At 62.8% G+C, this 13611-nt stretch carries 11 protein-coding genes and 1 tRNA gene; 2 read left to right on the top strand and 10 right to left on the bottom strand.

The features are described from left to right. Both Mgrana_RS15680 and alaS read right to left on the bottom strand, forming a co-directional pair. Positions 1-727 (bottom strand): AfsR/SARP family transcriptional regulator (locus Mgrana_RS15680; protein ID WP_276309165.1); only part of this gene is annotated, 727 nt, incomplete at its 3' end. A gap of 33 nt (positions 728-760) precedes the next feature. After that, a complete protein-coding gene (gene alaS, locus Mgrana_RS15675) occupies positions 761-3409 on the bottom strand; it encodes an alanine--tRNA ligase (RefSeq protein WP_119358526.1) in 2649 nt (882 codons plus the stop codon). 136 nt (positions 3410-3545) lie between these two features. Between alaS and Mgrana_RS15670 the strand changes: the two genes are divergently transcribed. Continuing rightward, complete coding sequence (locus tag Mgrana_RS15670; protein WP_119358525.1) at positions 3546-4223, top strand: hypothetical protein; 678 nt, start codon at positions 3546-3548, stop codon at positions 4221-4223. Positions 4224-4279: 56 nt separating this feature from the next. Here the strand turns inward: Mgrana_RS15670 and rny are convergent, their stop codons facing one another. The 5 genes from rny to ygfZ form a co-directional block, all read right to left on the bottom strand. Then, complete coding sequence (rny, locus tag Mgrana_RS15665) at positions 4280-6049, bottom strand: ribonuclease Y (RefSeq protein WP_119358524.1); 1770 nt, start codon at positions 6047-6049, stop codon at positions 4280-4282. A gap of 247 nt (positions 6050-6296) precedes the next feature. Continuing rightward, positions 6297-7349, bottom strand: coding sequence for a recombinase RecA (gene recA / locus Mgrana_RS15660; protein WP_119358523.1), 1053 nt, complete (start codon positions 7347-7349; stop codon positions 6297-6299). A 48-nt stretch (positions 7350-7397) separates the two neighbouring features. Continuing rightward, complete coding sequence (thpR, locus tag Mgrana_RS15655; RefSeq protein ID WP_119358522.1) at positions 7398-7910, bottom strand: RNA 2',3'-cyclic phosphodiesterase; 513 nt, start codon at positions 7908-7910, stop codon at positions 7398-7400. A gap of 7 nt (positions 7911-7917) precedes the next feature. After that, positions 7918-9126 (bottom strand): CinA family nicotinamide mononucleotide deamidase-related protein, encoded by a 1209-nt coding sequence (locus Mgrana_RS15650; protein WP_119358521.1) that lies wholly within the window; start codon positions 9124-9126, stop codon positions 7918-7920. Between the two features lie 37 nt (positions 9127-9163). Next, positions 9164-10144 (bottom strand): CAF17-like 4Fe-4S cluster assembly/insertion protein YgfZ, encoded by a 981-nt coding sequence (ygfZ, locus tag Mgrana_RS15645; protein WP_119358520.1) that lies wholly within the window; start codon positions 10142-10144, stop codon positions 9164-9166. A gap of 93 nt (positions 10145-10237) precedes the next feature. On the opposite strand from ygfZ, the gene meaB reads away from it, so the two are divergent. Next, complete coding sequence (meaB, locus tag Mgrana_RS15640; RefSeq protein ID WP_119358519.1) at positions 10238-11179, top strand: methylmalonyl Co-A mutase-associated GTPase MeaB; 942 nt, start codon at positions 10238-10240, stop codon at positions 11177-11179. Positions 11180-11181: 2 nt separating this feature from the next. Here the strand turns inward: meaB and Mgrana_RS15635 are convergent, their stop codons facing one another. The 3 genes from Mgrana_RS15635 to Mgrana_RS15625 all read right to left on the bottom strand — a co-directional run bounded on the left by Mgrana_RS15635 (position 11182) and on the right by Mgrana_RS15625 (position 13367). Further along, positions 11182-11889, bottom strand: a complete 708-nt coding sequence (locus Mgrana_RS15635; protein ID WP_119358518.1) for a dienelactone hydrolase family protein — start codon at positions 11887-11889, stop codon at positions 11182-11184. Positions 11890-11906: 17 nt separating this feature from the next. Next, positions 11907-13019 carry an IMP dehydrogenase gene (locus Mgrana_RS15630; RefSeq protein WP_119358517.1) on the bottom strand — a complete coding sequence of 371 codons (1113 nt, stop codon included), beginning with the start codon at positions 13017-13019 and terminating at the stop codon, positions 11907-11909. 272 nt (positions 13020-13291) lie between these two features. Further along, positions 13292-13367 (bottom strand) — tRNA-Lys (locus tag Mgrana_RS15625). Positions 13368-13611: the final 244 nt, after the last annotated feature.

The following is a 13611-nucleotide window of genomic DNA, read 5'->3' as shown; positions in this document are numbered from 1 at the left end:
CTTCGGGGAGGGGAGAGGGGGGTGGGGTTTGGCCTTGGTGTAACCGCTCGACAAGCTCTAGGGTCTCAGGCAGTGGCTCGAGCGAGAACTCCCGCCAGAGCAAGGTTCGGTAACGCCGGTAGCGCTCTAGGGCTGCGGCAGCGCCCTGGAGCCCGGCAATCAAGGTGAGCAGCCTACGCAGCAGGTCTTCCTGAAAGGGATCGGCTGCCAGAATGCGCTCGAGCAGGGCCTGGGCTTCCTCAGGCTGGGTAGAGGCTAGCTCTTGAGCCCGCTTACGGGCGGCCTCGCGCCACAGCCCCTGCCAGTGCTCACGCTCCAGGAGGAGCCAGTCCTCGAAGGCCGGGGCCCCCCGCACGCTAAGCCCAGCAGCAAACTCTCCTCGGAACTGGCTCAGCACGCCTTTCCAATCGGTCTGCTCGCGGCAGTGCATCACCTCGAGTAGGTCTGAGGTGTGCTGGGCCAGAGCTAGGGTGTCCGGTTGGACCACCAACAGGGCTTCGGCAGGGCTGCCGCGCAGGCGGTAGAGCTCTTGTCGCAGGTTACCCCGGGCTCGTTCCTCATCGGCCTGGCTCCACAGCAGCCCGGCCAGGGTTCCCCGCTCTACGGGGTGCTCTTGAGTGGCCAGATACCCCACTATGGCCCATAGCTTGCGGGTGGGCAGCGCAAACTTTTCAACCCCGCGCACAACCTCGGGGGAGCCCAGCAGACGCAGGGTAAACCGGGACATTCCCGGCTCTAGACTAGCAAATCCCGGTGGGGTTTATCCCAGCGCAGCCGGTAGCTCGGCGAACACCTTGTCCAGGTCGAAGCCGCCTCCCTGGGCCAGCGCTCCCTTGCCTCCTCCGCGCCCACCGGCTGCTTCAGAAAGCCTGCGCAGCACTGCACCCGCATCCAGGCCCTTTCCCTGGGCCTTTGGGCTCAGCTTGATCACGAGGTTTGAGCCTGAACCCACGGCGACCAGGTCGGCTTTGTGCTTTTCCAGCAACTCATCGGCTGCGCTGCGCAGCGCGCCCGGCTCGATGCCCTCGAGCCGCACCGCCAGATAGCGGTATCCGTTGGCCTCTTGCAGCGATACGGCAGAACCGCCGCCGAGCTGAGCCCGGGCCAGTTCCAGCTTGAGCCGGGCAATCTCCTTCTCCTGCGCCTTCAGCTCATCATGGAGCTTGCCCACCCGCTCCGGCAGCCCCTCCGGGCTGATTCCCAGTTCCCGGGCCAGGGCCGAGACGCGGTCTAGGCTTTCGCGCACATACTGGGCGGCAGGGACCCCGGTGAGGGCCTCGAGGCGGCGTATCCCTGCGCTCACCGATTCCTCGAGGCGGATCACGAACATTCCAATCTCGCCAGTGCGCCGGACATGACAGCCCCCGCACAGCTCTTTGCTGCTCACCCCGTCCACCGAACCCTCAACGCTGACCACCCGCACCACATCGGCATACTTCTCCCCGAAGAGGGCCATGGCCCCCTCGCGCTTGGCCTCCTCGAGGGGTTTGTAGGCGTAGGTAACGGGGAAATCCGCCATAATCCAACGGTTCACCAGCCCTTCAATCTGGGCCAAGTCCTTGGGGCTGATGGGTTCGGGGTGGGTGAAGTCGAAGCGCAGCCGGTCGGGGCCCACATAGCTCCCGGCTTGCCGCACATGGCCCCCCAGCACCGCCCGTAAGGCGGCGTGCAGCAGGTGGGTGGCGGTATGGTTGCGCTCGATATCACGGCGGCGGGGATCCACCAGGGCCCGCACCACCGTACCGGCCTCGAGGGTTCCCTCTCGCACCGTGGCCAGGTGCAGATAGATGCCATCGGGGTTTTTCTGCGTGGTGGAGACCTCGGCCCAACCACCCTCCCACTCCAGCACCCCTGAGTCGCCTACCTCCCCCCCGCCCTCGGCGTAGAAGGGGGTTTTATCCAACACCACCTGAACCCCAGTGCCGGCAGGGGCTTGCTCGAGGCTTTGCTCATCTACCAGCAACAGCTTGACCTGAGCCTCGGCCTCGGTTCGCTCATAGCCCAGGAAGACGGTTCCGCCGTAGTCTTTGGCCAGGGCCGAAAGGGCCTCGTTGGACTTCTTGAACAGGTTGCGATCAAAGGCTGCGTTGCGCCGGGCCAGCTCTTGCGCCTCTTCCAGGGCCTTCTCGTAACCCTCAGTATCCACCTTCACCCCCCGCTCGTCGGCAATCTCCAGCGTGAGATCGAGCGGGAAGCCGTAGGTGTCGTAGAGGGTGAAGGCATCTCGCCCGGAGAGGGTATCGCCCGGCCTCAACCCCGAAAGTAGCCCATCCAAGCGCCGGATGCCCGACTCCAGCGTCTCCAAAAAGCGCTCCTCCTCCAGCCGGATTTGCCGCTGTACCCCCTCCAGGTTCTCCCTGAGTTCGGGGTAAACCCCGCCCATCACCTCGGCCACCACCTCGGCCAGCTTGTACATGAAGGGCTCCCGCAGCCCCAGCAGGTAGCCAAAGCGCACCGCCCGTCGCAACAGGCGGCGCACCACGTAGCCGCGCCCGGTGTTGGAGAAGTGGGCCCCGTCGGCCAGGATGAAGGTCACTGCACGGGCGTGTTCGGAGATGACCCGGTGCGCCACCGAGCTGGGGCCCTCATAGCTGACGCCGGTCAGCTCCACAATTTTGGCAATCAGGGGCTGGAACTCGTCGGTCTCGTAGAAGTCGGTCACGCCCTGCAACACCATGGCCACCCGGGCCAGGCCCATCCCGGTGTCAATGTTGGGCTTGGGTAGGGGTTCCAGGATGCCGCCGTCCTTGCGGTCGTACTGCGGGAAGACCAGGTTCCAAATCTCCACAAAGCGGGTGCTCTCGCGGGTTTCGTAGTAGTCGGCCCAGGTGTCGGAGCCAAACTCGGGCCCCCGGTCGTAGTAAATCTCGCTGCACGGCCCGCAGGGACCATTGGGGCCTTTGCTGGGGGCATCCTGAGGCCAGAAGTTCTCGTCGGCGCCGAAGCGGTGGATGCGCTCAGGCGGCACCCCTACCCGCACCCAGTGTGCAAAGGCCTCATCGTCCTCTTCATATACGGTGACGTAGAGGCGCTGGGGGTCCAGGCCCAGCCACTTGGGGTCGGTCAGGAACTCCCAGGCCCACTCGATGGCCTCTTTCTTGAAGTAGTCACCAAAGCTGAAATTGCCCAGCATCTCGAACACGGTCTGGTGGCGGTTGGTGCGGCCCACATTTTCGATGTCGCCGGTGCGCACCGACTTCTGGCAAGTGGTGACCCGGTGCCACTCCCCCTCGACCCCTGGAAAAACCGGGGGTTTACCCATGAAATAGGGCTTGAGGGGGGTCATGCCCGCGTTGATAAAGAGCAGGGTGGGGTCATTCTGGGGGATTACACTAAACGAAGGCAGGCGCAAATGCCCCTTTGACTGGAAGAAGCGGAGGAACTTCTCGCGGATTTCAGCGGTTTTCATGATGAACCTTTCAAACTAAGACAGCATAAAAAAAAAATTCCCCTGGGGCAAACTCGAGCCTTGGCAAAAGGCAGTAACGCAGATATAACGTGCCCCTTTTTAAGCTTTATTTGGGGCTAATGCCCGTGGAGGAGCTATGCCAAAAACCGCATTCTGGATGGCCGTCGTGCTGATTGGGGTGGGGGTTGCCCAGGTGGTGCAGAAGCAGTTAAGCCTGATGATCAATGGGCAGCCGAGCGGGGCCAAAGCCCTTGTGGTGAATGGGCAAAACTATGTTCCGGTCAGCGCGCTTAAGGACCTGGGTATTACGGTGAGCCTTTCGGGGTCTACCCTAAGCCTTTCGGGAGCCGCCGCAGGAGGGGCCAACCAGCGCGCCAGCCTCGAGGCCTGCGTGAATGAGTTCGCCTTCAACGGCATCTGGCGCATGCGCGTTACCAAGGTGGAACCCGGCGAGGCCTTTGGTCAGAAAGCCTGGGTCGTGACCGTGGAGCTTCGCAACGGCACCAACCGCACCCTGGAGCCGGGCCAGACCGGGATCATGGATAGCTCGGGCCTCAGCCTGGCCTTTCCGGATGGATCCACCGCCACAATCAATGCCAGCGCCCTCGCCCGGGAGTACGAGACTGAGCTGCGCGGCAAGGCGATCCCCCAAGGTGGGTCGGTCATTTACCCCATCAAGTTCGATACCCCGAAACCCGATGCCCCCACCAAGCTGTTGGTGCAGATTGATCCTGCGCGCCTACAGAGCAACCTCGGGGTGGGCTACACCACCCCAAACCCCAGTTTCCGCTTTAATTTGAACTGCTCAAAGTGAAAGCCGGCTCGAGCGACCCCCAGGCCAGAGGGCGGGTTTTGCCCTCTGGCTTTGGATTATTTGGCATACTCCACCGCCCGGCTTTCCCGCACCACCGTGACCTGTACCTGGCCGGGGTAGTTCATGTCGCGCTCGATGCGCCCAGCGATTTCTCGAGCCAGCAGGGTGGCCTTGGAGTCCGAAATCCGATCCGGTTTAACGATGACCCGCACCTCTCGACCGGCTTGCACTGCGAAGGCGTTATCCACGCCGGGGAAGCTAAGGGCAATCCGCTCGAGCTGCTCCAACCGCTGGATGTACTCCTCCAGGCTCTCCCGCCGGGCTCCCGGCCTGGCCGCGCTGATGGCATCCGCCGCCGCCGCCAATACCGAGTACACCGTCTCGTTGTTCTCGGGGTCGTGGTGATGGGCGATGGCATCAATTACCTCCTTGGGCTCACCAAAGCGCGAGGCCAAGGTCACCCCAATCTCCACGTGGGTGCCCTCGATCTCCCGGTCTACGGATTTGCCGATGTCGTGCAGGAGCCCCGCCCGCCGCCCCAGTGCGGCATCTAGGCCAAGTTCTGCTGCCATGATCCCGGTGAGATGGGCCACCTGAATCGAGTGCTTGAGCACGTTCTGGCCGTAGGAGCTGCGGAAATGCAGGCGACCCAAAAGCTGTACCAGCCCCGGCTTGAGCCCGACCACCCCGGCCTCGAGCGCGGCCTCTTCGCCCCGCTCGTAGATGAAGGTCTTCATCTCGTTTTTGGCCTTTTCCACCACCTCCTCGATGCGGCTGGGGTGGATGCGCCCGTCGGCGACCAGTTGCTCGAGGGCCATCCGAGCGATCTCCCGACGCACGGGGTTGAACCCGGAGAGCAGCACCGCCTCGGGGGTGTCGTCAATGATCAGATCCACCCCGGTCAGGGCCTCGAAGGTGCGGATGTTGCGCCCTTCGCGCCCGATGATCCGACCCTTCATGGCATCCGAGGGGATAGGCACCACTGAGACCGCGAGCGAGGCGGCGGTCTCCGAAGCCTGACGCTGAGCGGCCTGAGCGATGAGCTTCTGGGCCTCGCGCTTAACTTCCAAGCGCACCCGCTCGAGGTTGGCCTTGACCTTGAGGGCCTTTTCCTCCTCGAGTTCGGCCTCCAGCCTCGAGAGCAGCAGGCTGCGGGCCTCTTCGCGGCTCATCCCGGCCACCTCTTGGAGCTTGAGGTCAATGCTGCGCTCCCGCTGGGCGAGCTCGGCTTCTCTGGCCTCGAGGCCCTTTTCAAACCCGTCCAGCTTTTCTTCCTGTTCATCCAGGCGCAGCGCTCGGGCATCGAGCTGCTCGCCGCGCCGGGCCAGCCGCTCGGTTTCGCGTTTGAGCTCCTCTCGCTCGGCCCGCACCGCGGCCAGATCGGACTGTAGCCGCTCCCGCTCGGCCTTGACCGAGTTGCGCTCGGCGGTAAGGGTTTCGCGCTCCGCCGCGAGGGTGGTGAGCATCCGCTCCCGCTCCTCTTTGGTCTGAGTCCGCAGGCGCTCCTCGCTCTCACGCCGCAGGCGTTCAACTTCGGCCTGGGTGTTCAGGCGGATCCGGTCCGCGTCGGACTGGGCCGCCTCGCGCAGGGCCCGGACCTCGCTCTGGGCTCCCTCGCGGATGGCTCTGGCTTCGGCCCGGGCCGATTCGATGAGGGTTTTGGCCTCGGCTTTGGCCGCCTCGAGCATCTGGGCTGCTTCGCGTCGGGCCGCCTCGAGGTCGGCCTTATTCACCTCTCCCAGGCGGTTGATCCGCTGGAGCAGGGTGAACGCGAAGGCCCCCACCACAATCAGGGCTAGAATCAGGATCAAGTCAAACACAGGCATGGGCACCTCCAAAAAGAGGAGGTTCCCCAAGAGAAGGTCTGGCGTCGGCTACTAAGTCTACAAAGTGCCCTTAAGCAGGTACCGCTCAGCGCAAGATAGCCGCTGCAAGCCATACCAGAGTTCGAGTGCCCCCGCCAGGGGTACGTGTCCTGCTGGTTTCCGATCCAACCAAGTTGCCCTAGCCCCTAAAGGGCTAAACGTTTTTTTGGCTTCCTGGCCCCTCATTCTTGGAGAACCTCGCTCGTCTTTAAGCTTCAGCGGCAGCAGCGACCGGAGCTTCCTCCTCCTCGCCGCCTTCGACCACTAGGGGTAGTTTACCAGCCTGAGCCAAAACCTTCTCACGGATTTCCTGAGCCATGACGGGGTCGCCTTTAAGGTACTCAGCGGCTTTCTCCTTACCCTGCCCTAACCGGGTAGCTCCATACGATAACCAAGAGCCCGATTTCTCGATCACCTCAGCCGCGATGGCTACCGAGACCAGATCGGTCATGGGGTCAATCCCCTTACCGAAGTACAGCTCAATCTCGGCCTCACGGAAGGGAGGGGCCATCTTGTTTTTGGTCACTTTGATCCGTATTCGGTTGCCTACGGCGTGATTCCCCACCTTGATGGGCTGGCCTTGGCGGCGCACCTCGAGGCGCACCGAGGCATAAAACTTGAGCGCCCGCCCGCCGGTGGTGGTTTCGGGGTTGCCGTACATCACCCCAACTTTCTCGCGGATCTGGTTGATGAAGATGGCGGTGGTGTTGCTTTTGGACAGCGCGGCGGTGAGCTTGCGCATGGCCTGGCTCATCATTCGGGCCTGTAGGCCTACAAACGCATCGCCCATCTGACCCTCGATCTCGGCCTGGGGGACCAAAGCCGCTACCGAGTCCACCACGATCACATCCACCGCCCCGCTGCGGGTGAGGAGCTCCACGATCTCCAAGGCCTGCTCACCGGTATCGGGCTGGGAGATCAGCAGCTCATCAATGTTGACCCCCAGGCTTTTAGCGTAGTTGGGGTCTAGGGCGTGCTCCGCGTCCACGTAAGCCGCAACCCCACCGGCCATCTGAGCCTGGGCCACGATCCCCAAGCACAGGGTGGTTTTGCCTCCGGATTCCGGGCCGTAGACCTCGATGATGCGCCCACGGGGAATCCCGCCAATACCCAGGGCCATATCCAACCCCAGGCTACCAGTGGAGATCACCTCAACCTGTTGCCGTGGGGCCTCGCCCAGCCGCATCACCGCACCCTTACCAAACTGTTTCTCAATGGATTTGAGGGCACCATCCAGCGCTTTTTGTTTCTCTTTATCCATACCTCACCCCTTCGCAGGAAAAACCCATGTGAACAACCACAACCCACTTCATAGAGGAAAAACCTCGAGGACTTCGTATTTTGAACCGGACTTCTCCAATCTGGATTCCACCAAGCATACCGCCTTGGCTTGGAATCTCAGTCCCAGCACCTGCGGGCCTATTCGTGGGGCAGGGCCTTTTTTGCGGGCCAGGGTCAGATGGGGGTGAAACCGCTCTGCGCGTTCAAACTCGGGCAAAGCCCGGCGCAGACCGCTGGCTAGGGGCTCGAGCCCCTCCCCCTCGGCTTTGACAAACCAGACCCGAGGGGAACCGCTGGCCGGGAAATACCCGGTCCCCCCGAGCCGGACCTCGAAGGGGGGCACCGATCTCGCTACCGTCCGGCCCACTTGGGAAACGTGCTCCAGCCCCTCATTGTGCACTTCCCCGAGAAACAGCAAAGTGATGTGGAGCTGCTCGGGCGGTGCAAGTTTCCAGCCCTTGTAGTGCCTCAGCGCTTCCTGAGTGGGAACCAAGGCCTGCTGGATGGCCTTGGGAGGGAAGATCGCATAGAAGAGCCGCATCCTTACCTCACCGTAACTCCCCTTGAAGCAAGGCCAAGGCGGCATAGGCAGCTCGAGTTCGGATGAACTCGCGCCCATAAGGGGGAAAGCGGTAAGGACGAACCTGGGTTTTCTGCGGTCCGGCCAGGGCTACAAAAACCGTGCCCACGGGTTGGCCCTCGAGCTCGTCCGGGCCGGCCACCCCGGTGGTGGCCAGGGCGTAGGTGGCCCCCAAAGCCTTTCGGGCGGCCTCGGCCATGGCCCGGGCGCAGGCCTCAGAAACGGTGCCCTGGCTGAGGGCTTCGTCTGGAACCCCAAACCGCTGCTTGGCCCCTACCGAGTAGGCCACCATCCCCCCCAGGTATGCCCTGGAGGCCCCAGCCACCTCGGTCACCAGGGCTCCCAGAACCCCCCCGCTAAGGGACTCGATGGTTGCCAGGGTGGCCCCCCTGGCCTCGAGCCCGCGCAGGACCACCCCCGGCAGGGTGTCTGCATCTTCTCCCCACAGGTACTCCTGGAGTTTCGGGGCGATCTCCTCCGCCAGGCGCTGTACCGCTTCGGGCTGGCCGCGCACGGTCACCTCGACCCCGTGGGCCTTGGCGTAGGTGCCCACGGTGGCCGGGCCTTCCCGCTGAAACAACCCCCCCAGCACCTCGACAATTCGAGACTCCCCAATGCCGAGGGTTTTGAAGGTCTTCTGGGCATAGGCCTGGCAGGGCAGGTCCAGCTTGGGCAGAAGCTCCGCCCACATCGGCCTCCACTCCGCGGGTGGGCCGGGCAGGGCGATCAGATCGCGGGGGGCCGGAGTCTCCTGATGCACCCACCACCCGGGCGCGGTTCCCCTGGGATTGAGAATCCAGGTGGCCGAGGGGATTTTCATGGCTTGCTTGCGGTTGGACTCGGGCATGTTCCAGCCTCGAGCTGCGAAAATCGCGCGGATCTGGTTGAGCATGGCCTGGTCTAGCTCCAGCGCCTCTCCCAGCGCAGCCGCGATGGCCTCACGGGTGATGTCGTCTGGGGTAGGGCCCAACCCACCGGAGAGCACGATCAGCCGGGCGGAGCTCCAGGCCTTCCGCAGCTCGCTCGAGAGGGCCGCCAGGTCATCGGCCACCCGCAGGGTGCGAGGGATGTTCAGGTTGTAGGGCTGTAGGCTGCGGGCCAGCTCGGCGGTGTTGGTGTCTACCGTCTCACCGTAAAGCAGCTCGTCCCCCACCCCCATGATTTCTGCTATAAACATATCAACCTCTATACATTACATTGATGACGAATAATTGTCAAAAGGAATCCAGCGGCAGCCTGGCCACCGTGGCCGACCAGCCCTCAATCTCGACCTGGTCGCCAGGGCGCAACTCCTTGCGCAATACCCCAAGGGCGATGGCGCCCCAACTGGGGGACTCCACTGCGGTACCGACCTTGCCAACGGGCTTGCCAAAGCGAAAGACCTCCGCCCCGGTGCGCAGATCGCGCTGGCCCAGCAAGGCCATCAGCTCATGGCGGGGGTTGCCGCGGGCCTCGAGCCGAGCCATGATCTCTTGGCCCAGGTAGCAGCCTTTTTTGAAGTTGACCCGGCCCTCCCAGCCCACCTCCTGGGGCAGCTCGCCCAGGGCCTCCTCGAGGTCGGGCACCCCTTGCTCCACCCTCCAGACCAGCCAGGCTTGACGCCCCACCAGCCGGGCCCCGGCCTCCAGCAGGCGCCGCACCAGGGCCTCGGCCTCGGGGGCCTGGGGCAAGAGCCACAGCCCCTGCTCGTCCCGAAGAAGCCAGTTGGGTTCAGTGCTGGAGCCACTCCAGCGGCCCGGAATCTCGCCCAAGGCCTGGGCAACGGCTGTTGCCCCGTGTCCCTGTAGGCGCAGCACCAAGCGCTCGGGCACCTCCTCGATTTGGACTTGATCGAAGATGATGTACCGGCGGAACCGTGCGGCCAGCCCCGAGGCGTTTCTCGAGACCACGATCAGGCGCTCTCCCGCATTGAAAACTAGGCCTGCGTGTTCGATCTGGCCTCGGTTGTTGAGGAACAGGGTCTCGAGCCAGGCCCCCTCAGGCAGACCCTTGATCTCAGACGTGCATTGGTTGTGTAGAAACTCCTTGCGGTCTGCGCCGCCTACCGCGATCACCCCATACTCGCTGAAGTCCAGCAGGGCTGCGCCATACTCGAGGGTCTCGAGTTCCTCCTGGGGCGGCCCGAACCGCCAAGGTCCCTCCGGCCCCTCCGGCTGCCACTGTGCCCCCAGACTCTCATACAAGGCCCGCAACATGAGTGTAGTTTAACCTTCCCTCCCTTCTGGATTTAGGCAATACTGCACATCTTGATCCCGGTGCTTGAAGTTTGACCGGCGTAGAATGACCCCATGGATACTGGGGCCTTATTGGAGCGTTTTCATGCTGGAGAGGTGCGGGCTTTGGCCCGGGCCATCACCTGGGTGGAATCGGGCTACCCTGAGGGGCAGGACTTGCTCAAACGCCTGCGTCGGCGGGGAAACGCCAAGCTGATCGGGCTGACGGGCAGCCCAGGGGCTGGTAAAAGCACCCTGTCCGACCGCTTGATTGAGGCGCTGCGCAAACGGGGGGAGACCGTGGCGGTGCTGGCGGTGGATCCCAGCAGCCCCTTTACCGGTGGGGCCATCTTGGGGGATCGCATCCGCATGATGCGCCACCACGGCGACCCAGGGGTCTACATCCGCTCGTTGGCCAGCCGGGGAGCCCTGGGGGGGTTGGCTGGAGCCACGGTGGCCTCGCTTTCGCTGCTGGAGGCTTTTGGTTTCGATCGTGTCCTGATCGAGACCGTGGGGGTGGGGCAAAGCGAGGTGGATATCGCCCGGGTGGCCGACACCACCGTGCTGATCCTCACCCCGGCTGCGGGAGATGCGGTACAGGCGTTCAAAGCGGGGGTGATGGAGATCGCCGACCTTTTCGTGGTCAACAAGTTCGATCTGCCCGGTGGGGAGCGGGTAGTGCAGGAGCTTAAAACCACCCTCGAGCTGGCCACAGCCCGCCCTGGGGGTTGGAAGCCCCCGGTACTCACTGCGGTGGCCCCCAAAGGCGAGGGGATCGAAGCGCTGGTGGAGGCCCTGGATGCGCATTATGCTCACCTCCAAGAGCGCGGGCTTCTCGAGGCCGACCGCCTGGAGCGGGCCCGCTTTGAGGTGGAGAGCGTTATCCAGGAGTGGGGTCGGCGGCGTACCCATAGTCACCCCAGGCTGATCGAACAGGTGGCCGCCGGTCAGCTCAGCCCCGAAGAGGCCGCACAGCAGTTGTTGGGGACGGGGTCGCTGGAGGGGGTTTCCCACTGAACCTACTGGGGAAGGCTCCTAGAGCCAGCGGCTTCAGACAGATGCTCCTTAAAAAACTCCAGCACCCGGTTCCAGGCATCTTGGGTGGCCGCCTCGTCGTGATTGCGTCCGGCGTTGAAGAAAGAGTGGTGGGCCCCAGGATAGATCTTGATGTCGTGGGGGATTCGATACTCGCGGAGTTTCTCGGCCAGTTTGCGCCCCGCCCCAGCGGTGAAATCCTTTTCGGGATAGGAGCCCACCACCGGACAAGCCCTCTTCACCGCCTCGAGCGGGCGTGGGTTGATCCCGTAAAAGGGGGCGATGGCCTTGAGCCGATCGTCCGTGCAGGCCCAGGCGATGGCCAGGCTTCCCCCTAAGCAGAAACCGATAGCCCCCAGGCGGTTGCGGTCTACACTGGTCTGACCGGCCAGGAAGTCGAGCGATGCCTTGAGCTCGTGAATTCCACGGTGCTCGAGGGAGTTGAAGAGCATCCCACCAAACAAGCGGAACATGCACAGCACCTGATTCCGCCCGCCAAACAAATCCACCGCCAGCGCGACATACCCCAGCTCGGCCAGGCGATGGGCGATCGCCCGGATATCCTGATTGAGACCGAAGGCCTCGTGAATCACGATCAAACCGGGAAAGGGCCCTGCCCCCTCGGGCTGGACAAGGTAGCCGGGCAGCTGGCCGTTGCCGGTGGAAAAGGAGATGGTCTGAGCGGTGGGCATGGATATTAATATAGAGGTCAGTGCACCCCGGCTTCGGTGATGGCCGCTGCTGAGTTGAGTGCAAAGCGCACATTGCCCCGGAACTCATTGAGGTTGGTGGCGTTGACGTAGGTCATGGCGCTTTGTAGGCCCTCTCGCAGCCTCGAGACCGCTTCCTGGGCGGTGTGGTGAAACGCCCTCAGGGTTTGGCTCGAGCCCTCGATGTAGTTGCGCTTTTCGGTGACCAGGCTCGAGGCCATGCCGTAGAGCTGAACGCCCTCGAGCTGCCCATCCCGCTTGATCAGCACCTCGTCTTCGAAGGAACCAGAAGCGAAGAACTTACCCATCATGACCCCTTCGCTATAGGCCAGGGCTTTCACGAAATCCCCGGAGCTGTTGACCCCACCGTCGCTGATAATCTGGGCCTCGGTATAGCCGGCATGGTTGCGGAAGCGGTAAATCTCCTCCAAGAGCGAGAGTTGCCCCACCCCCACCCCGGTGTTGATGCGGGTGGTGCAGACCGAGCCCGGCCCCACCCCTACCTTGAGGATGAAGTGTTTGAACCCCGAGAGCTTCATCAGCCAGTAGGCATAGGCAAAGCCCTCGAGGCTCCCCACATTACCCAAAATAACCCCGCTCTCGAGGCCCTGAGCGCGGATCTTGGCCAGCACTGGAAGCACCGCGGCGTTGGCTCCATGGGCGATGTCAATGGAGACAAAAGCCAAGTTGGGCTGCTGAAACAGCGCCTCTAGGAAGCCTTCATCCTCGCTGATGCCGAGCGCCGCCCCGACCTGTGCCGGGGCACTGGCCCGCACATCCGCCAGGCGCTGCGGATCTGAAAGCTCCACCCTGGGCAGGATATGCACCCCGCCTGTTCCCCCATCCCATAGGTCTCGAGCAAAGCGGGTGCGCATCATGCTCATCGAGGCCCCGAAGGCCGGGAAAATTTCCTCTTGGCCGCGCAGGGTGTAAAACCGCTGAGAGGTGTCCACCCGGCTGCGCGAGATTGGTTTGGTAAGGAAGGTCGGGATAATGCTTTTGTCGGCGAAGGTATAGTAAGTCTCCAGCCGGGGATACGGATAAGCGACGACAGCGGCTTGGGTTAGCTCGAGGGCTTGGAGGGAAATTTGCTCGAGGGTTTCACGGTTCACAAACTGTCATTTTAGCGCGGGAACAGGGTTGGCGTCCACGTCCAGGACCAAAAGCACACCCCATGCCTGCGATGAGGATGCGGAAAGTTTGTCTACCGGCCATCTTCCAGATCTGGATTAAAGTTTTGAGAGCACTTTCGCACAGCAGATATTCATATCCCTCACTACCTTATGAAGCCTGGAGCCTATCAATACGCAGCAGCTGGCTTAGAAGGGACTTATGGTCAAAAGAAAATCCGCCGGGTTACATCAGCGGATTCTTTGTGTCTGGCTGGTGGGCCGCACAGGACTTGAACCTGTGACCAACCGATTAAAAGTCGGTTGCTCTACCAACTGAGCTAGCGGCCCGAGTTTTTCTGCCCATTTCACAGACAGCAAACGCGATTATAGGCAACCCAAAGCGCCCTGTCTAGGGCCACAAGCCGAGTTTGCTTTACCGCTATTGACACCTCCCCAAGGAAATGTTATCCTTCTCGTTGCGCTCCCGAGAGGGAAAGCGCGAGGAACATGACAAGTAGGGAGTAGAGGGAGAGATTTTGATCTACGTTTTTTGGTTTGAATAGGGCCAAGGGACGTAGAGATAGAATGGGCC

Origin of the sequence: Meiothermus granaticius NBRC 107808 (genome assembly GCF_003574355.1) — a bacterium.
GTDB classification, from domain to species: domain Bacteria; phylum Deinococcota; class Deinococci; order Deinococcales; family Thermaceae; genus Meiothermus; species Meiothermus granaticius.
Note: the sequence above shows the minus strand (reverse complement) of the source record. Positions and strands in the feature narration are given on the sequence as shown.

What these genes read in the sequence shown, in the direction of transcription:
- recA (WP_119358523.1), bottom strand. Translation starts at nt 7,349, where the DNA reads ATGGATAAAGAGAAACAAAAAGCGCTGGATGGTGCCCTCAAATCCATT.
- alaS (WP_119358526.1), bottom strand. Translation starts at nt 3,409, where the DNA reads ATGAAAACCGCTGAAATCCGCGAGAAGTTCCTCCGCTTCTTCCAGTCA.
- Mgrana_RS15635 (WP_119358518.1), bottom strand. Translation starts at nt 11,889, where the DNA reads ATGCCCACCGCTCAGACCATCTCCTTTTCCACCGGCAACGGCCAGCTG.
- thpR (WP_119358522.1), bottom strand. Translation starts at nt 7,910, where the DNA reads ATGCGGCTCTTCTATGCGATCTTCCCTCCCAAGGCCATCCAGCAGGCC.
- Mgrana_RS15670 (WP_119358525.1), top strand. Translation starts at nt 3,546, where the DNA reads ATGCCAAAAACCGCATTCTGGATGGCCGTCGTGCTGATTGGGGTGGGG.
- rny (WP_119358524.1), bottom strand. Translation starts at nt 6,049, where the DNA reads ATGCCTGTGTTTGACTTGATCCTGATTCTAGCCCTGATTGTGGTGGGG.
- ygfZ (WP_119358520.1), bottom strand. Translation starts at nt 10,144, where the DNA reads ATGTTGCGGGCCTTGTATGAGAGTCTGGGGGCACAGTGGCAGCCGGAG.
- Mgrana_RS15650 (WP_119358521.1), bottom strand. Translation starts at nt 9,126, where the DNA reads ATGTTTATAGCAGAAATCATGGGGGTGGGGGACGAGCTGCTTTACGGT.
- meaB (WP_119358519.1), top strand. Translation starts at nt 10,238, where the DNA reads ATGGATACTGGGGCCTTATTGGAGCGTTTTCATGCTGGAGAGGTGCGG.